This is a genomic window from Streptomyces sp. NPDC004658 (assembly GCF_040609555.1).
In the GTDB taxonomy this organism is placed as follows: domain Bacteria; phylum Actinomycetota; class Actinomycetes; order Streptomycetales; family Streptomycetaceae; genus Streptomyces.
In genome coordinates, this window is record NZ_JBEXKG010000148.1 from 1 (window position 1) to 19,231 (window position 19,231).

Genomic DNA, 19,231 nt, shown 5'->3' on the forward strand with positions numbered 1-19,231 from the left:
CGCGGCGCGGCACCGCTCGACGAGCCGGCCGCCGACGGGCCGGCGCCGAGTGGACGCGCACCTGACGCCGCGGGGGCGGGGGAGCGGTAACCCCCTGCGCCCGTCCTCACGGCGGGTGTCCGCCGGGGCGGGCCCGGCGGTCTGCGGTGAGGCAGCCGAGGAGCGCTGAGAAACAGGTGGCCGAAGACGAGATCCGGCACCCGGTGCTGACCGGCGGGCCCTGGCTGGTGCCGGTGGGACGGAGACCGGCTGGTCCTGGCCGAGGCCCGCCCCGGGAGGGCGGCAAGACCCGGCTCTGTCGGAGGCGGTCGCTAGGGTCCACCGCATGGGAATCCACTTCACGACGGCTGTCGTGCCCGCGGCGCGTTCCGGCGCGGACACCGACAACGCGGTCCTGATCTTCGCGGCCGACACCCAGGACGACATCGCGAATCTGCCGTTGCCGGTGGCGCTGCACGTCCAGGACAACGAGCTGTGCTGCTTCGCTCCGCACGGGCAGATGCTCGGGGCTCCGCTGCGGGTCTCGGACGACTGGGTTGCCGCGGCCTCGCCGACGGGGCTGTTCGAGGCTCAGGCTCGGGTGTGCGTGGTGCTGGAGCCTCTGCCCGAAGAGGCCGGGACGTCCCATGTTCCGCAAGGTGAGGGCGTCACTGAATGGGGTCTGCCCTCGTGGGTGGGGGACGTCGTCGCGGGCCGGTACAAGATGGCGCTTCGCTCGGTGCGCGTCTCGATCGGGGACCCGCTCCTGCTCGACGCCGCCCTCGGCGCGCCGACGCAGCTTCCTGAGTGGGCGCAGATCCTGCACACCCCGTAGTTGGGCGCCGGGAGAAACGCTGCCGCGGCGAGTGCGGGAGCAGGCAACCGGTCCCCGCCGCTGTCCTGTTCGCCGACCAGGTGCTGTCCGACCTGGGGTGCGTCGTGAGCGCCGGTATTGCCGCAGGCGGGCCGTCGTGCGGGGTGTGTGCAGGGTAGTGGCCGGGGGAGGCCTCGCGGGCGGTGACGGACGGCCCGGCGCCGGCGGGGGACTGCTGGCTGCCGGCGCGGTCCGCGCCGCGCTGTTCCGCGACGCGGGAGCCGTCCTGTACGCGGCCTTCGGGCCGTCCGTGCGGGACATCGCCGCGCGGGTGATGGCCGGCCAGCTGAGGGTCGGCTACCGGGAGCTGCGCGAGGGACGGCTGGACGGGGCGGCGCGCAAGGCCGTGGCCGAGCTGAGCGCCGGACCCCAGGCCGCGCGGCTGCTGATCGAGGACCGGCCCGGGACCGGGGCCGGTGAACTCGCGGCTCTGGCCCGTCAGCTGGCGGGGCTGCGCCTGGTGGTCGTCGACGGGGTTCACACGGTGCCCGGTCTGCTGCAGCACGCCGGGGGCGTACCGCAGTTGCGGCGTCTGGCCCGGGATCTCGACATACCGGTGCTCGCGGTGGCGGAAACCGGCGACAGTGACGGCGAAGTCCTGCACACCGTTCTCGCCCCGGACATCGTGGTTGCTCTGACCTTCGCCACGGACGTCGCCGGCTACGAGACCGGATACCGCCCTCGGGGGGACCAGGCGCTGGTGACCGAGTGTGATCTCGGCCTGCAGACCAAGGTGGACATCCGCACCGATCTGGCGCGCGCCCGGCTGATCGGGCCCGAATTCCACGCGGAGAGGGCGTTCGGAACCGACGAGGGCCGTCGGGTTGTGGACATGCTCACGGACGCGGCCCAAGGCCTGCAGGAGGAGCCCGAGGGCATGCCCGAGATGCTGGTCAAGAGACTCGGGCAGCTGTGCAGGGGCATGCCCGAGACCTTCTCCGGGCTGGAGTTCGGGGACCTTCCGAGCGAGGCGCAGCAGGCGGTTGTGCAGGAATGGGCCGCCCGGCCTCCGCTGCCGGACACGGACGCCGGGCGCCGTCTGGGCGCCGCCCTCGACGCCTTCTACGCCCACGCCGTCGCGCACGGCTACGACCCGGAGGCCGAGGTGCCCCGCGAGCCTCGAGCACCTTCCACCGGCCGGCGGTAGACAGCTGCCGTTCGTCGCCGACGGGCGGGAAGCGGACGCGAGTTGGTGGGATGGGGGAGGGCGTGGTTTCCGCTGCGGGTCTTGGACGACTGGGTTGCCGCGGCCTCGCCGTCCGGTGCCCTGCGACGCTTGGGTGCGGGTGGGCGTGGTGCTGGAGCCGCTGCCCGAAGAGGCCGGGACGTCCCACGTTCCGCAAGGCGAGGGAGTCACCGAACAGGGCCTGTCCTCGTGGCCGGGGTGTGTCGCGTCGTCGGGACGGCTGTACCGCTCAGGCGTTGCCCCAGGCTTCGAAGAATCGCGTGCGGTCGTCCTGGGTCTCGTGCAGCCGGCGTTTGGCGAGCAGCACGTGCCAGGCGGTGGTCTCGGCGTCCCGCAGCCACAGCTGCCCGAGGTAGCGGCCGTCTGCGACGAGCGTGTCATGCGCCAGTGCGTCGCCGATCACCTTGGCCACGGCGTCGCGCTGCTGGTCGTCGAGTTCCGCCAGGAAGCTGAGCACGCGGTCGGCGATGCCCGCTTCGTTTCCCCGTGCCAGGCGGTCGAAGGCCGGGCCGCCCATGTTGCCGGGGTCGATGTACAGGGCGGCAGTGCCTCCCGCCTCCTCCAGTGCGCCCCAGAAGGTGTTGCCGTCGGGCGTGCCCGGCAGGGGGAGGGCGGCGAAGAGGTCGATCAGATGACCGTTGGCTGCCTGGTCGTACGCGACGTCGCAGGCTGCCGCAGAAGCGATCTTCGCGACGTGCCCGGTGGTCAGCCCTGCGCCCTGGGGCCAGTCCAGTGGAGTGTTGAGCTGCTGGGCGAGGTGCTGGGCCAGCTCACCGTCGTTGTCGAGGAATCCCCGGATGATCACAAGTTCCCCCAGGTCAGTGCCAGTTGGCGTACAGAGGCGGCGTGCGTCGCCTGTCAGTCTGCCGAACGGGGCGGTGATCTGCTGGGGTGCGCGGACAACGTCCGGAAAGTGCTTGTCCGGCGCCTGCGGGATCGGCGCCGCCTGGGTCTGAACCGCCCTGCGGCGCCGGGCAGCTGCTACGTACGACGGACGTCCCCGCGGCCGTACGCGAGCGGGCCCTGGCCTTCGTGGGTGAGCTGGGCGGGGTGGCGGGGGAGCTGTTACGGCTGTGCGTGCCGGTTGTCCGTCGTACCGGGCCGGGGCGGCGGTCCGGCAGCTGCGCCCCGGCCGGCGGCGTGCTACTCGCGGCGGACGGCCGCCGTCGCCGAGGCGGATCTTGTCCCGGTGGCCGGGCGGCCTACCGCCGGTTTTCGGTCGCCTGTCCCTCGTCGGGCTCGTCCTGGTCCTCGTCCTCTCCGTCCTTGGGCCAGCGCCCGAACGGCCCGATGCGGCCGGGGCCTTCGGCTCCGAGCGCGCCCGGCCCCTTCGTACGATGTGGCGTGCGGATCACGTGTCCTCCCCTTCGCGTCGGGTCTGCGCGAGCAGCGCGGCCACGACATCGTTCGTCTGGTCCTCGGTCTGGTCAACGAGCGTGTCCACCACGTGGTCCGTGGTGCGGTCGAGGATGTGCCGGGTGAGCCGTTCCGTCAGTTCGGAACCCGGTGCCGCTGCCAGGGCCGGTGAGGTCCAGCCTCGTGGGCCGGCGCGGAGCGATGGCCTGCGGCCCGGCCGGTGCGCCGGTCTGCGCTGTTGGGCTTTCTCCTCGAACGACGCCGTGGTTTCCAGCCCCGAGGTGAGCATCACCGCGGTCTGCGGGTCCAGCGCAGCCGTGTGCGCTGCCGCCCCGAGCATCCGCGCGCGTGTGCGCGACGCTCCGGGCCGCCGGGCCGCCGGGCCGCCGGGCCGCCGGGCCGCCGGGGAGGCGAGGGAGGCGACGATGCTGCCCGACACGGTGCCGTCCCCGGCGACGTCGTCCGGGGTGAACACGTTCACGACCAGGGCACTGGTGTCGTCCCGGTCCACCATCCACCGCTGCTCCGGGTCGCCGGCGGTCTCGGCAGCGCGCCGCAGCCGACCCCCGCTCCCGGCCGACCCCCGCTCCCGGCCGGGCACCCCGCTCCCGGTCGCCGGCCCGCCCGGTCGCCGGTACGCCGCTCCGCCACCGCCACCGCCCGCGCCCCGGCGCCGCGGCACCGGTCGACGAGCCGGCCGCCGACGGGCCGGCGCGGGTCTGTCTGCCCACAGTGGACTGGTCACAGGGCCTGCGGGCGAACCACCAGCGCGTCGCTGCCACACCGGCGCCGCATTGACGCAGACACTTTCTGCCGTGTCTCTGGAACCGCCGCAGGGCCCCCTCGCAGGGCCGGCCGCCGCAGCCCCACACGAGCCCGACCTCAACGGATACCTGACCGGGGACGAACGCGCGGCAGCCCAAACCCTTGCCGCCCACGTTGCGCGCATGACCCACCACCACATGGCCAGACGGATCAAGCGCCTCGCTGAGAACTTCCCCGACCGGCCACAACGCACATGGGACATGAAGACATGGCTGGTCACCCTGCCGGAGAAGCGTCTCAAGCTCTATGCCGAACTCTCGGCATTCGAAGCCGCCCTGCTCACCATGCCGCCAGCCCGCGATTGCATGGCGAACTGGCAGGCAGCGGCGATCCTCGCCGACACCTACCCCGGCCGCTTCCCCGCCCCCACCGACCAGATCGCTCGCGAGCTCCTCGCGCTGCGTGAACGGGCACGTGACCGCCTCCGCGCCGAGAACCGCAGCCGCCCGGTCAAGATCATGGTCCCGGAGCCCACACCGCCCTCGGAACCCAGACGCGGCCGCCGAACCGCCACCCGGCCCGCCACCACCCTCTCCCCGGTCTGATCGACAAGGACAGGAGCGATCCATGGCACTGCCCACCGCAGGCCTGACCTTCGACAGACCGACCGGCTACGTCATGCCACTGATCCGCGCCGGAATGATCGAGGGCGAGCGCGAGGGCCGGCCCCGCGGCGAGGCCCCGGAGATCGCGGTCCTCGCCGACTGCTACCAGCAGTTCGACTACGACGGGCTGCAGCGGCTCGTCATGGACGTCGCCTGCACCGCCGCCGAGGCGACCACCATGCTCGCCGAGATCAGTCCGCTCAACCAGCTCGAGATCCTCCAGCAGTTCTCGGCCCGGCACACCGTCGAGGCAGCCTTCGGCAACACCAGGAACGGCGGCGTGGTCTGGGGCTACATCCCCGCGATCCTCCGGCCGATCTTCCAGCCGGAGACCAGGCCCACCATGGACGAGGTCCTGTTCGAGATCGACGAGAAGTACGGCTTCGCCACGTCGATGGACTTCATCGTCGCCCTCGCCAACTACACCGGCGCCGTCATCCGCCAGGTGTCGCAGACGACCGGCCGCACAACCGAGGACACCATCCAGCTACTGGAAGGCCGGGCCAAGGTCGCCTGGTCGCAGCTCGACGCCTACGACACGCGTGACTACATGAACCGCTGAACCGCCACCTCAGCAATGAGGCCTCACACCCTCTCCCGCCCACTCACACCGGCGGGCGGGGGCCCCGGATTGCCGGTCGGACCGGGGCCAACGGCCCCGGCCCCGCACCCAAGACGGCGAGGGTCCCGGAAGGGACCCGCCCCGCACCCCCGCGCGGCCCCCGACAGGGGGCACGCCCCACCGCCGGCCAACGGCCGGCCCCCTTGGTCGACGTGCTGCTGTTCGTCCGTCCCGTCCGCGGCTGCGCCCCTGGATCGCCCGCCATGAGGCACCTTTCGTGCCCCCGTACGGTGGCAGGCGGTGCGGGCCGGCCGCGTGAGCGTCGTACGGGTGCCGCCGGTCCGGGCGGGCGGGTGTGAGGACAGGATGGTGGTCCGCGGCCGGCTCCGCGGGGTGTCCGGGCTGATGGGGCGCGCTGGTGTCGCGGTTTCGCGATACCGGTGCGGGGGTGGTGGTCGGCGGGTCTACGGTGCGGGGGTGAGTGACGAGATGCCGCTGGCCTGTGAGGCCGTGCTGCCCGAGGTCGACGAGTTCCTTGAAGGCGCGCTGGTGGCCCAGGGCGAGCCGGGCGTACGGGCGTTGGGGCTGCTGCAGGACGCACGCCGGGCCTTGAGGGGGGCGGGGCTGGTACGGCCGGCGGAGGTCGCCGCGGCGTGCGTGCGATCCGCGGCGGACACGCTGCTGAAACTGCCCGGCGCACCGGAGAGCGTGGGCCTGCAGGCCGCGGCGCAGGACCTGCTGGACGCGGTGGACGCCTTCCGGCTGCCGGCCGGCGACGGTGCATCGGCGGGTCCGCCGGCGCCGGCGGACCCGGCGTGGGAGCTGTTGGAGGGAGCGGCGGAGGTACTGCGCGGTGAGCTGGAGCGGCCGGGCGGCTACCACCGGGGGCGGGCCCGCGGTGTCATCGAGCGGCTGACGGGCGTGACGCTGGGCGCGGCGCAGGAGACGGCGCTGGACGTGTGGGGAGTCGTTTACGGGCTGGCGTCGGGCATTCTGCACGGCCGCGCAGCCGGCCCCGGTGACGCCGTCACCCTGTACACCGAACTCCTGGGTGCGGCCCGTGAGTTGCTGGTGCCGCTGCCGGATCGTGCGGCCCGCGTCCTCGAACTCGCCGCCCTGACGCAGCCGGGCGCGGAGGAGGCGGCCGAGCTCGCCCGCTGGGCGGACCCGCGGGCCACCGACTACTTCTTCCGCTCCGGCCCGGCGCCGGTGTGGTGGGGCGTCCTGGCCGAGCACGCCCCGCACCTGCTGATGCCAGATCCCGCGGCCGGCGGGCGGTGGCCGGCCGCCCCGTTCCTCGACCACGTCGCCGGCGCCGACCCGGACGCCGCCCGGGCGTGGCTGGCCGCGCCGGCCGGCCGGGATCCGGCGCTCACCCGGGCGCAGCAGGTGGCCGCGGCCGGCCGCCCGGCCCTGGACGCGCTGCTGGGTCTCGCGCTGCGCCACGGCGACGTCGTCGGCGCCGCGGCGGTGCGCGCCGCCCTGGCCGACACCGCGCGGTTGCGCGCCGGCGGGGGACCGGAGGCAGGGACGACGCTGCGCCTGGCGGCCCGCTGGGCCCGTACGGTCCCGCGGGCGGGGCGGACACGGGATTGGATCATCGCGGTGGAGGGGCTGCTGGCCGGCGCGGTCGACGCCGAGCACGCCGGCCACCTGTCCTTGCGGGCCGTCGCCGAGCGCGTGGCGGCCGCCGCGACCGCTGCCAAGGAGCAGGCCGCGGCCGGAGATCCGGCCGGAGCCGAAGCAGCGATGGTGGCCGCGTTTGCCCAGGAGGAGAAGCTGCGGGAGCAGATCACCGAGGAGGCCGCGGCCCGGCTGCCCGACTCCGAGGCGGCGGTGCTGCTGCGTGAACTCGTAGCGACGGCCTACCCGGACGGCCGCGGCAACCCCGCGCACCCGGACATCGCGATGATCCGCGCGGTGCTGGCCGGCCTGCTCGCCCGCGACGTCGCCCTGCTGCCCGCGGCTTCCCGTCCGCTCGTCTTCCGCGGCGACCTCGATGAAGTGCACGCCGGTGATCCGGCCGCATACGGCGGCCCCCGGCTGGCGCGCACTGTCCTCGACCTGGCCGCGGCCGACGCGGACGCCGGCGCGGGCCTGCCGGCGCGCACCCGCGCCTTCGCCCGGCTGGCCGCCGTCGACCCCCGGCTCCACGACCGCCTGGTCGCCGCTCACCTCGCCGCCCGGCCGCCCGCCCAGCTCCCGGCGCCGGCGGGCGACTTGGACGGACAGCCGTGGTGGGAGCAGGCCCTCGCACTCGTTCCCCGTCTGCTGGCCGCCGAGCCCGCCCCGGAGCCGGCCCGCCTCGTCGCCCTCGTGTTCGGCGCCTGCCCGCCCGAGCACGCCGCGCAACTGCAGACGCAGGTGCGTGCGGCGCTCGGCACCCCGCCGCCGGCCGCCCTCATCGAGGAGGTGCTCCCCTCCGGCGCCGATCGGGTGGACGGCCTCGCCGAGCCGCTCGCCTCCTGGCTGCTGGTGTGGGACTGGTCGCCGGTGATGCCCGCGGGCGTGCTGGCCGGCTGGGAACCGGTGCTGGACGCGGTGCGCCGCCTGAAGCCCGCCGGCCCGCCCGACCCGCGCACCGCCCCCGACCTTCAGCCGGTCAAGGCGAGCACCGCCCTCGCCGTCGAGGACCTGGAGCAGATTGCCGCTGCCCGCGGCCCAGCGGCGGCCGCCGCCGCACTGGCGGAGGCCGAGGATGCCGGCGACGACGGCTACGCGATGGTCCTGCACCAGCTCGTCGCCGCCGGCCCGGCCGCCTGGACGGCCGATGTGCCCGCCGTCCTGGCCGCCCTGAAGCTGCCGCAGCTCGGCGCGTACTACCTCGCCGCGGCCGCCGTCCACGCCGACCGCCCCGGCGCCTTCCCCGGCACCGCGCTCACCGGCGCCGTCACCGCCGCGCTCGACCTGCGCCGCGCCCTCAACCGCCCGACCCCCGGCCCCGGCCCCGGCGAGAGCGCGGCCGGCGCCCGGGGCGCCGCGGTCTTCTTCGCCGACCAGGCCCTGTTCGACCTGCTCACCACCGTGTGGCGCACCGGCACCACGCTCGACGAAGGCCTGGAGAAGGCCGCGCTGGCCCACCTGCAGGCCCTCGCAGACGAGCTCACCCGACCCGCCGCCGGCACCGCTGAGGAGACCGAGGACGGCTCCGCTCCCGTCGCCACCGACGTCCCCGCCCCGCCCCCGGACGTCCCCGCCGACGGCGGCGCCCCGGCACAAGCCGGGGACTCGGTCACCGCGTTGCTGGGCTCCCACCCGCAGGTGCGGGCGCTGGGCTGCCTGCTCGAGTACGCCGTCCACCGGGCCCGCACCACCGGCGAGATGCCGCCCACGGTGCTCGACACGGTGGCCGGCGCGCTCGCCACACACGCCCACGACGACGCGGTGGCCACGGCGGTCGGCGTGCACCTGCCCGGACTCCACCGGCACGCCCCCGCCTTCGCCGCCGCCCGCCGCACCGACCTGTACCGGATCGTTCCCGGCCGCCCCTCGCCGGCCGCCTCCTGGCTGCGCTGGGGACCCTACGACCGGCCGCTGCTCGCCGCGCTGGAGCGCGCCGACCTCCTGGCCGCCCTGCGCGCCGAGGTGCCCGGGGCCGCCGAGCACCTCGTGCACGCCCTCCTGGACGATCCGTGCGTCCTGGGAGACCCGGCCGCCCTGTGGCACGAGCTGGCGGCCGGCCACGGCGGGGCGGACGCGGCCGGCCGGCTGCTGGAGGCGGTCGGCACCCGTACCCCGCGTGCCGCCGGCGACGTCCCTCTTGCGCCGGCCGCCGCCGGCCGGGTGGAAGCCGCGGAGGTGCTGTGGCGGGCCGCGCTCTCAGCAGGCCTGCCCGCCGGCGCGCTGGCCGGCGCGGGTGCGTTCGCCGACGCGGCCGTCGACGAGCCGGTGTGGCTGGAGCTGATGCGGGCGAGCGCCGAGGACTCCGCGGTCCTGACCGACGCCGACCTCGTCGCCGAACGCGCCGCCGCCCACCCCGGCAGCCACGACGCCCTGCTGCTCGCCGAGTTGCTGGTCACCCACGCGCCCGGGACATGGACGGACCCGGCTGTACGCGGGCACGCCCGCGCCCTGCTGGACGCGGCGGCCGCCCTGCCCGCGGCCGAACGCCCCACCGCGTGGCAGGGGTTGAGGAGGGCGCTGGTCAACGCCGGCGACGTCGACGCCGCCCGCCATCAGTAGCCGTCACGCCCGGGCACCGAGGAGAGGGAGAGAAGGGAGTCGCCATGCTGGGGCGCCGCGTCCACGTCACCGGGCCGGCCCGGCTCAAGCTCGGGGCCGAGCTGAAGAAGGCGTACACCGCGGGGGCCTCGATCCGCACCCTCGCGCACGGCTGCGGGCGCAGTTACGGGTTCGTCCACCGCCTGCTCACCGAGGCCGGCACCACCCTGCGCACCCGCGGCGGCCCGGTCACCCGCCGCCGTCCCGCACGCTGACGGCCCAGACGGCCGGCGCCCGCCCCGGCCACGGGCCGGCCGGTTCCCGCCCGCGCTCTGCCCGGCGGGCTCTACGGTGCATCGGTGAGCACCATGATGCCGCCGGTGGGCGGTGAACTGCCCGCCGCGCGACTGCCGGTGGTCGACGAGGTCCTGGCCGCGGCCCTGACCGCGCAGGGCGCCGGCGGCGTGCGGGCGCTGGGTCTGCTCCGGGACGCGCGCCGGGTCCTGGCCGGCACCTGCCTGGAGCGGCCGGCGGAGGTCGCGGAGTCGTGCCTGCGCGGTGCGGCGGACGCCCTGCTGAGCCTGCCGGGCGCCCCGGACGCGGTGGGCCTGAAGTCCGCGGCGAAGGACCTGCTGGCCGCGGTCGACACCCTCCCCGACCCGCCGGGCGCCGCCGTGCCCCCGGTCGGCGAGCCCGCCGCCGGCGGGCCGCCCGAGGGTTCACCGGCGGTGCAGCGGGCCGCGGACACATCCGCCCTGGGCCGCCTGCGGGTGGCCGCCGAGGTGCTGCGCGGGCAGCTGACGCGCCCGGGCGGCTTTCACCGGGCGCGGGCGGCGGGGATCGCCGAGCGGCTGATGGGCGTGGCGCTGGGCAGCTACCACGAGCAGGCCCTTGCCGGGTGGGGCGAGGTGTACGCCAGGACGTCGGGCACGCTGCACGGCGGCGAGGCCGACCTGGCCGCCGCGGCCGGCGTCTACCGGGAGGTCCTGCTGCTGGCGCGGGAGTTGCTGGTGCCGCTGCACGGCCGCGCCGCCCGGGTCCTGGAGCTGGCCGCCCTGACGCAGCCGGGCGCGGACGAGGCGGCCGAGCTCGCCCACTGGGCGGACCCGCGCGCCGAGGCGTACTTCTTCGGCTCCGCCCCGGCCGCGGCGTGGCTGGAGGCCCTTCAGGAGCACGCGCCGCACCTGCTGCTCGCCGACGAGAGCGCCGGCGTGTGGCCGGCGGCCCCGTTCCTGGAGCACCTGGCCGCCGCCGCCCCCGAGACCGCGGGCCGGTGGCTGGCGGGGCACGCCGCCGAGCTCGCCCCGGCCGGCCCGCACGTGCTGGGCGCGCTGCTGCGCCTGGCCGACGCCGGCGTCCTCCCCCCGGCCGGGGTGCGCCGGCTGCTCCCGCACGTCCTGGCCCCGGCCCGGGCCGAGGAGCCGGCCGAGCACGCGGACGTGCCGCGCCGGCTCGTGGCCTGCTGGGCGGGCACCCTCCCGCTGCCCGTCCGGGACGGGGACTGGGTCCTGGTCGCCGAGGAGCTGCTGAAGGACGCCGTCGACCTCACCCACGCCGGCCACCGGGCCTGGCGGGACGAGCGCCGGCGCGCGCACGCCGAGCGCCGGCCGCTGCCCGAGCTGACCGAGGTCCTGACGCGGGAGTGGGCGGCCCGCCTGCCCGAACACGACATCACGGGCCTGCTGCGGGAGCTGGTGGTGACCGTCCACGCCGACGCCGGCGGTGAGTCGTTCCGGTGGGCCCGCCCGGTCCGCGGCGCGCTGGCGGGCCTGCTGCGCCGCGACCTCGAGACGCCGGGCCGGCTCCCCTGGTCGGAGTTCGTCGACCTGGACGAGGTCCGCGTCCTTAACGCCACGCTCTTCCTGGGCCCGGTCCTGGACATGGGCCCGCTGCTGGCCCGCGCGGTCCTCGACCTCGCCGCGGCGGACGCCGCGGCCGGCCTGCCGCTCGCCGACCGCCTGCGGGCGTGGACGAGGATCGCGGCTGCGGACGCAGCAGTGCACGACCGGGTGCTCGCCGCCCACCTGGCCGCGCACCCGCCGCCCCCCGACGCCGGTACCGGGCACGAAGGAGCGGGGCAGTGGTGGGACTTGGCGGTCGAGGCCACGGTGCGGCTGCTGGCCGGCTCCCCGACGCCGGAAGGCGCCCGCCTGGTCGACCTCGTGCTCACCACCTGCCCGCCCGAGCGCGCCGCCGACCTTCACCGGCGGGCCCGTCAGGCGCTCTCCGCGCCCGCGGCCGCCGAGGGGGAGCAGGTCCTGCCCGTCGGCGCCGAGCGGGCCGGGGCCTGGTCACCGATCCTGCCCGCGCCCCTGCTGGCCGGCTTCGGCCCGCCGCCGGCCGCGCTGCACCGGGCCCGGCCAGGCGGGCCGCCCGACCCCCGGTGTGCCGCCCGCCCCCGGTCGCGTCATCACACCGCCCTCGAACTGGAGGACCTGCGGGAGCGAGCCGCCGCGGCCGGCCCGCTCACGGCCGCGGCCGCCCTGGCCGGCGCCCCGGACGCCGGCGCAACCGGCTACGCGACCATGCTGCAGCGCCTGGTGGCGGCCGACCCGGCCGCCTGGACCGCCGACGTCCCCGCCGTGCTCGCCGCCCTCGTCCTGCCGGAGCTCGGAGCGTTCTACCTCGCCGCCGCCGCGGCCGCCGCGCGCCGTCCCGAGGCCTTCCCCGCCGGCCCGGCCCAAGCCGTGCTCGCCGCCCTCGCGCTCAGCCGCGCCCTGCCCGCTCCGGCCAGCCCGCACGTCCCGGACGCGGGCGAGTACGCCGGCCGGGCGTGGTCCGGCCTGCTGACCTTCGTGTGGCGCACCGGGGACGGCCTCGGCGGCCACCTCCCAGCCGTCCTGGACCGGCTGCACACCCTCGCCGAACCCCTCACCCGCCCTGCCGCCCCGCAGCCGACTACGACCGCGACGGCCGGCGACCCGGTAACGCCCGCCGCCGGCCCCGCCGGCCCGCCGGCCGACCGCCCGGCCGGCGAAGAACAGGAGCTGCCTGCGGGCCTGCTGGAGTCCCACCCAGCGGTGCGCGCGCTGGACTGCCTCCTGCACTACGCCGCCGCCCAGGCCCCCCAGGACGGCCAGATGCCCGGCGACATCCTGGACCTGGCCGCCGCCGTCCTGACCGCCCGCGCTGGCGACCAGGCGGTCGCCGGCGTGCTCGGCGCGCACCTGCCCCTCCTGCACCGCCGCGCCACCGCCTTCACCGCCGCCCACCCCGAGGTGTACGCGCTCGTCCCCGGCCGGCCCTCGCCGGCCGCCTCATGGCTGCACGACCGCCAGGGTCCCGGCCTCGATCCGCTGCTGCTCGCCGCCCTGGACCGCGGCCAACTCCTGGCAGCCCTGCGCGAAGAACCCGCCGGCGCCGTCGCCTTCCGCGTGGTGCACGCGCTGCTGACCGGCCACGACAACCTGCTCGGCGATCCCACGGCCGCATGGCGGGAGTTGGCCGCCGGCCCGGGCGGCACCGAGGCCGCTTCCGGCTTCCTCGGCTACCTCGCCTTCTTCACCTCGATGCGCCCAGTCGACCGGACCTCGGTGGACACCGAACGGGTCTGGTGGACCGCCGCCCTGGAGGCCGGCCTGCCGGCCGGCGCGCTCGCGGGCGCCGGCGACTTCGCCGCGGCGCTGCCGGACGAGACATGGCTGCCCCTGGCCCGACGCAGCGCCGCCCACACCCCGGCCCAGAAGGACGCCGGCCGGATCGCCGAACGCGCCGCCGCGCACCCCGGTGAGCCCGACGCCCTGCTCCTGGCCGCGCACCTGCTCACCCGCCCCTCCCCTGAAAGCGCGCACGACGGCGACGTCCGCCACCACGCCCGCGCCCTGCTGCAGGCCGCCGAGGCGCTGCCCGCGCCTGACCGCCCGGCCGAGGCCGCGCAGCTGCGCCGGGCCCTGGTCGAAGCCGGCGAGGTGGACCTCGCTCACGCGCCCGCAACGACGGATTGACCGATCGGGCCCACACGCCGGCCGTCTCCCGTCTCGGCTCGCCCGGCCCGCTGCGTACCTGAGGGATCGGCGCGCGTCGAGCAGTTGGGCGCTGCCCCGTCCGGCCGGTCTGTCGGCGCCGGTCACGGCGGGGGCGCGCGCAGCCCGGCTCGCGCGCCCTGTCCGGCCGGCCCGCCCGGCCGTAGCGTCGTGACGAGCCTGTGGACGGCCGCGGACGGGGCCCATCAGGAAGAGGAGCGGGTGTGAAGCGACGGAGCGTGCTGGCGGGGGGAGTTGCCCTCGGAGCCGGTGTGGCCACCGGGCCGGTTCCGGCGTGGGCGGCCGCGGAGCCGGGACTGTCCGCCGGTGACGTCGCCGCGGCCCGCGCGCTGTTCGCCGCCGGCGCCTACACGCGGCTCGGCCAGGTGCTGCCGCTGCTCCTGGCCGCCGCCGCGCGCAGCGCCGAGCAGGGCCCGGCGGGCGCCGCCCGCGCGGCCGGCGTGTGGGTGCTCGCCTCCCAGCTCGCCGTCAAGCAGGGCCGCACCGCGTTCGCCGGTGCCTACGCGAAGCGGGCCGGCACCGCCGCCACCCGCTCCGGTGACCCGGTGGTGCTCGCCGCCGCAGCCCGCGCGGCCGCGACCCCGCTGCGCCGCACCGGCCGCACCGACGAGGCCCTGCTCCTGCTCCACGAGGCGCGCACCCACCTGCTGGCCGGCTCCCGGCCCACCGCCGCCGAGCTGGAGGCGGCGGGCCTGGCGGCGCTCACCGCCGCCTACAGCGCCGCCCAGGCGCACCGGCCCGCCCTCGCCCGCGACTTCGCCGCCCAGGCCGAGGAGGACACCCTCCGTCTCGCCCGCCACCCGCACACCCCCGGCCGCCCCCGGGAGCTGACCGCCGGCCAGTGCGCCCTGTACGGGATCGGGATCCACCGCCACCTCGGCGACGTCGACACCGCCCTCGCCCACGCCCGCCGGCTGCGCCCCGACCGTCTGCCCACCGCCGAGCGCCGCGCCAGGGCCGCCACCGACACCGCCCGCACCCTGCTCGACGCCGGCGACGCGGCCGGCGCCTTCGCCCAGCTGTGCCTGGTGGAGCTCGCCGCGCCCAGCGAGGCCCGCCGGCCCTCGGTCCGCGCGCTGACCGCCGAGGTCGCCGCGGTACGGCCCGGCCTGCCGGGTCTGGACACCTACGTCCGCCGCACCGCCCCCGGGGTGAACGCCCCGGCCGGGTAGAGCGGTTGCGCACCGTCCCGGCCGGCCCTTCCCGGGAAGGCGCGCGGGCCCTATGGCTGCGGGCCGCCGGCGAGACCGCGGACGAGGTGCAGGCCACGCGGCCGCGTTACCGCTGTGCGCGCGGGTTGCTGTCTCTCCGCTTGTGGCTATGCGTGAGGGATGCCGTCCCAGCGGCGCGTGGGCCCCTCCGATCTGCCCGCCGGCCACGCCTGGCTGCGCGCCGCGCTCGGGCCCCACGATCCGGCACGCCAGCCGCAACGAGCGCACGCGGCGATCGGCCGAGCGGGAGCGGCAACCGGCCGGGGTCCGAACGCCCATGCAGATAGGGGAAGTTGAGCGCACCGGGTCCGGCGCGCGCTCGCCCGGAGCCTTCCTTCCCGCAGCCGGCCCGTTGAATATTGCAATGCTCGGACACTCCGGGACCGGGCCGCGAGGTGACGTACCGCCGGCCCTACCGGTGCCGCGTCGGCCGGTACATACCTCCAGCGGGCGTTACATACTTGCGCCGGTACCCAACCGGCCGGCCCTTCCTGCGCGTTACGTAACTCGCTGCCGGCCCCGGCCGACGCCGGCCCGCAGCGCCGGGCGGGCCCCCGCGTGCGCGCTCCAGCGCTCGGATCACGCCATGATCCACCCACCGTGCCCTGCCCTCTCGCGCTCACAGGTCGCACACCTTCAATCGGCATCAAGACCAGCAGCGACCACCAAGAAGCCACACAATGAATTTCCCAGGCTGATTCACCAAAGTTCTTCGAAGAGAAATAGAAGGTGATTTCCAAGCCGCTTTAGTGACGAAACCCAATGCCGGTTTCCGGTCGCGGCCGGGTGGGAGGAGGGGGCGTTCGGGGACAGACCAGTGCGCTGCTCGGCGGTGGCCCGGCGCCGTGTTGTCCTCCTCGTCCGGCTGCCGAGTGGGATCCAGCGTGTGGCCGGTGCCGGGTCCGTCATACGGTGCGCGCCGGCCGCGCCCTCCTCCTGCCGGGGCGGGGAGGTCACCGGCGCCGTCGCGGATCCGGGTGCGGGCGAGGGGGCGCCGGGTGCCGAACGGGTCGAGGTCGTCGAGCTCGGTCCAGGTGCCGCCAAGGGAGTTCTGCAGAGCGGTCTGCAGGCCTCGGCGGAGTGAACAGGGCGCGGCCGGTGAGGGCCCGGTCCAGAAGCTCGGCGAGCTTGCCGCCGTCGGGGAGCGCGGTCGGCGAGGCCTGCAGGTACACGCCCGGGCTGCCGGCGGCGTCGAGGAGCCCGGGGGCGCCGGCCACCGCAGGGTGCCCCTCGTCGCCGGGCGGCAGGCCTTGGGCGCGGGCCGCCGTGGGCGTCGGGTCGCGCCGCGACGGCGAGTTCACCTTCACCGTCGAGCCTGGTCACCTGCCCTGCTCCTCCCGCGCTGTGGCCAGGCCGTCCTCGCCGGTACTGCTCCCGGCCGGCCCCGTGTGTCCGCCCGCGCTCCTGCGGGAAGCCGCGCCCCAGCGACGCCGCCGTCGCCGGCCGGCTCCTCGGCGCCGCCACCCGGGGTGCGCGCGGGCGCGGTCGCCGAGTTCGTGGAGGTAGCCGATCCAGGCCTGCATGAACGCCTACGCCCCCCGTCCCGTTCGGCACCGGGCAGCCGCAGCAGCCCCTACCCGGTGCCGGCCTGTTCGGCCAGCACCGACTCCAGCCAGGCGGCGAGCGCGGCGATGTCGGGGTCGAGGCACATGGACAGGGCGTGCACGACGCCGGGCGGGTTGATCATGAGGGGCACCATCTGGGCCGCGACCAGGGCAAGGCCGGTCTCCTCCAGCTGCGCGCGCAGCCGGGCGAGGGCCGGGCTGTCGGGCAACCCGAAGCCGTGCATCAGGTACAGGCCGCCGATCCCGGCGAGCACCAGGGCGGCGTGGCGTGCGGCGGCCATCTCCTGGGCGCCGGCCGCCTCCAGCCGGCCGAGCGGGTCGACGGCCCCGGCCCGGATCCACCCGTCGAGCTCGCCGCTCTGTTCGGCCCGCCGCGCGTTGGCGGCGACGTCGGTCCAGTCGGGGCCGGGCATGAGGGTGGCGAGCGCATCGACGAGCACCTCGCCGCCGACTTCGCCGGCGCCCATGGCGGCGGCCGCGGCCAGCCGCACCGCCCCGCGCCGCCGCCGGCGGTCCTCGCCCTGGTCGAGCTCGGCTTCCGGATCCTCGAGCACCCGCCGCATCACCTCAGGGTGCGCAGGTCCGGTGTGCCCGCGCCCCACCACCCGCCCGGCCTGCGCGTAGAAGGCGTCCTGTTCCTCCTCGCCGGCGCCGGCCGCCGTACGGGCCGCCTCGACCAGGCGATGCGCCGCCGAGCGCCGCATCGCCCACACCAGGGCCTCGCGCACGGCCGGCCACGGCGGCTCCGGCAAAGGCAACTGCCCGTGCAGCACAGGTCGTCCGGCCTCGGCGTACCAGGCGATCACCGTCCAGCGCACATCCCGCCCCGCCCTCGCGTGCCGCCCCAGCGCCGCGGCCACCGCGACGGTCTCCTCGGCGAGCACCGACACCGAGCCGCGCCCACGCCCCAGCCACATCCGCTCATGCCGGGGCAGCAGCCCCAGCCCCCGCCACCGCTCCAGCTGCGCCGCCGACACCTGCACACCGAGCGCCGCCAGGCGCTCGATCAGCTCCACATCCGCCCCACTGGGCCCTCCTCTGACCACCCGCACGACTTTAGAACCCCGCGAGGTACCCGGAAATCGCGCTGGCCGAAGGCGGTGAACTAAAGCCCCAACACCCGCCGCCACGCAGGCCCGAACCGGGCCTGACCTGCCCGAAGGAGCCCCGCCATGCCCGGCCGACGACACCGACCCACGCCCCGAACCCGGCCCGCCTGTACGGCCACGGCCACCACCACGGTGCTCCTCCTCGCCCCCACCGCCGCCGGCCGGACCATCCTCACCTACACCGGCGCCGGCCTCCTGCTCCTCCTGACCCTCACGGCCACCCTCGCCCTCGGCGCCGCCTACGCCCCCAGCCCCGCCCACCGCACCGCCGCGCGCCGCACCCTCCACCTCCTGCTGCGCCTCGCCCCCTGGTATCCCGACCGCCCATAAAACGAAAAGCGCCCAACGGGCGCATCCACCAGAAACCCGCCAGCCATCCCCCACAGAAAAAAGGAAGACCCCACCCCAACCCCAGCACGCCGCAAACACACCTCAATATAAAAAGGCAATGAAACCCGCCTAATCCACTTCATCGACGCCGCGCTCCCAGGACGCTCACCTAACCCCCCTCCGCTCCTGAATGAGGGAAAAGAAGCCGACCCGCCAGCCGGAAGAGAAGCCCGAAAGAGACGAAACATTCAGAGCGGCCCTCAGCCACACGCGCACCCGCCAGCAGCAAAGCCCGGAGACAAAACTGAACCAGTCCCATAGAACCGAATTCCAGACACCGACCAATTAGCCCCCGGCTGCCAGGGCCCAGCCGGAGAGCCCCGCTGCGCGAGACACCGACATCGCAGCCGACACCAGCTGCACGCCTCCCCAGAGCCAGGAGATCCCCGCCCCCGCTGCGCCCGCACCCGACAGGGGGCGGCCCCAACACCCCGAACGCCGCCTCGCTCCACCCGCCACCGAGGAGAGCCCGACGCCCCGGTGCACATCACCACCCGGCCGGCCCCCGCCCGAGCACGGGAAGCCGATGGGTGCCACGCCCCAGCAGAACCAACCCCCCAGCCGCCCGTACGCCCACAGCACCGACGCGCACCCCAACAGGGGCGCCACGCCCCTGTACAGAAGGGAAGCCACCACCTGGGGGGTCCACGGACGACAGGGTGGTGAACCACAACTGAGGACGTCGTCCAGGACGAGGTGCAGGACGTCCGGGACGGCCCCCTGTCAAGGAGACCAAGGGGCCACTGCCCAGCCGCACCAGACCCGGACACAACGTGCAGCGCCCACGACGACACCAGCCCCCGCGAAGCCCTCCCCGACTCCCCAGGCAACCCCACCTCATGACGCGCCGTAAGGCGCCCCCTGGAACCCCCGAGACGTCCCAGGGAACCCCACCCACCTTCACACCGACAACGAGCCCCACCCCAACAAACCCCCTGGCCAACGGCCAGGAACACCCTCCCGCGAGCAACAAATCCGAATATTGCAATCCTCAACGCAGCACCGCAACGCCCCACCCCCAAGGACCCGACAGGGTCCCCAACCCACCCAACACCCAGCAAAACTGACACCCCGCCACCTCACACACCATCACCCCTAGGCCCGACAGGGCCACCCACCCCACAAGCCGGCCGAACCGGCCGGCAACCCCACCCACGCCCCGCCAACGGCGGGGCAACACAAACCACACAACAAACCAAAAATGGCCCGACAGGGCCAACCAAAAACACGAAAACCAAGAAAAAGCCGAGAAAACCAAATCCAACCCAAAACCCAGAATTTCCCAACGGGAAATTCACACGCCAAACCAAGGCCCCCAACGGGGGCCGACACAAGCCACCCAAGAATTCCCCAACGGGGAATTCCAGGCGGCATTTATTGGGCCGAAAGGCCCAATATAAAGCGCTTTAGCGCTTCCGCCCCAGA

Annotated in this window: 12 protein-coding genes; 9 read left to right on the plus strand and 3 right to left on the minus strand. The window is 75.7% G+C overall.

The features are described from left to right. Window positions 1-325 precede the first annotated feature (325 nt). Together ABZV94_RS33135 and ABZV94_RS33140 are read left to right on the plus strand one after the other, a co-directional pair. Entirely contained in the window at window positions 326-814 is a 489-nt protein-coding gene (locus ABZV94_RS33135) for a hypothetical protein (protein ID WP_356347028.1), read from the plus strand. Between the two features lie 157 nt (window positions 815-971). Next, window positions 972-2,000: a DnaB-like helicase C-terminal domain-containing protein gene (locus tag ABZV94_RS33140; RefSeq protein ID WP_356347031.1), complete on the plus strand. Its 1,029-nt coding sequence runs from the start codon at window positions 972-974 to the stop codon at window positions 1,998-2,000. Between the two features lie 268 nt (window positions 2,001-2,268). On the opposite strand, the gene ABZV94_RS33145 is transcribed toward ABZV94_RS33140, so the two are convergent. Together ABZV94_RS33145 and ABZV94_RS33150 are read right to left on the minus strand one after the other, a co-directional pair. Further along, window positions 2,269-2,844 carry a hypothetical protein gene (locus ABZV94_RS33145; RefSeq protein ID WP_356347033.1) on the minus strand — a complete coding sequence of 192 codons (576 nt, stop codon included), beginning with the start codon at window positions 2,842-2,844 and terminating at the stop codon, window positions 2,269-2,271. 546 nt (window positions 2,845-3,390) lie between these two features. Beyond that, entirely contained in the window at window positions 3,391-3,909 is a 519-nt protein-coding gene (locus ABZV94_RS33150) for a hypothetical protein (protein WP_356347036.1), read from the minus strand. A 433-nt stretch (window positions 3,910-4,342) separates the two neighbouring features. On the opposite strand from ABZV94_RS33150, the gene ABZV94_RS33155 reads away from it, so the two are divergent. The 6 genes from ABZV94_RS33155 (at window position 4,343) to ABZV94_RS33180 (ending at window position 14,703) form a co-directional block, all read left to right on the plus strand. Continuing rightward, on the plus strand, window positions 4,343-4,765 hold the full coding sequence (locus ABZV94_RS33155) for a hypothetical protein (RefSeq protein ID WP_356347038.1): 423 nt from the start codon (window positions 4,343-4,345) through the stop codon (window positions 4,763-4,765). Between the two features lie 22 nt (window positions 4,766-4,787). After that, on the plus strand, window positions 4,788-5,387 hold the full coding sequence (locus ABZV94_RS33160) for a hypothetical protein (RefSeq protein WP_024127732.1): 600 nt from the start codon (window positions 4,788-4,790) through the stop codon (window positions 5,385-5,387). Between the two features lie 477 nt (window positions 5,388-5,864). Next, complete coding sequence (locus ABZV94_RS33165; protein ID WP_356347041.1) at window positions 5,865-9,569, plus strand: hypothetical protein; 3,705 nt, start codon at window positions 5,865-5,867, stop codon at window positions 9,567-9,569. A gap of 44 nt (window positions 9,570-9,613) precedes the next feature. After that, window positions 9,614-9,823, plus strand: a complete 210-nt coding sequence (locus tag ABZV94_RS33170; protein ID WP_356347043.1) for a helix-turn-helix domain-containing protein — start codon at window positions 9,614-9,616, stop codon at window positions 9,821-9,823. A 93-nt stretch (window positions 9,824-9,916) separates the two neighbouring features. After that, window positions 9,917-13,492 carry a hypothetical protein gene (locus ABZV94_RS33175; protein WP_356347053.1) on the plus strand — a complete coding sequence of 1,192 codons (3,576 nt, stop codon included), beginning with the start codon at window positions 9,917-9,919 and terminating at the stop codon, window positions 13,490-13,492. A gap of 242 nt (window positions 13,493-13,734) precedes the next feature. Beyond that, window positions 13,735-14,703: a transcriptional regulator gene (locus tag ABZV94_RS33180; RefSeq protein WP_356347045.1), complete on the plus strand. Its 969-nt coding sequence runs from the start codon at window positions 13,735-13,737 to the stop codon at window positions 14,701-14,703. A 1,612-nt stretch (window positions 14,704-16,315) separates the two neighbouring features. On the opposite strand, the gene ABZV94_RS33185 is transcribed toward ABZV94_RS33180, so the two are convergent. After that, the gene (locus tag ABZV94_RS33185; RefSeq protein ID WP_356347048.1) at window positions 16,316-17,323 is read right to left on the minus strand and encodes a hypothetical protein; all 1,008 of its coding nucleotides are present in this window, start codon (window positions 17,321-17,323) and stop codon (window positions 16,316-16,318) included. Between the two features lie 156 nt (window positions 17,324-17,479). On the opposite strand from ABZV94_RS33185, the gene ABZV94_RS33190 reads away from it, so the two are divergent. After that, entirely contained in the window at window positions 17,480-17,746 is a 267-nt protein-coding gene (locus ABZV94_RS33190; protein WP_356347051.1) for a hypothetical protein, read from the plus strand. Window positions 17,747-19,231 lie beyond the last annotated feature (1,485 nt).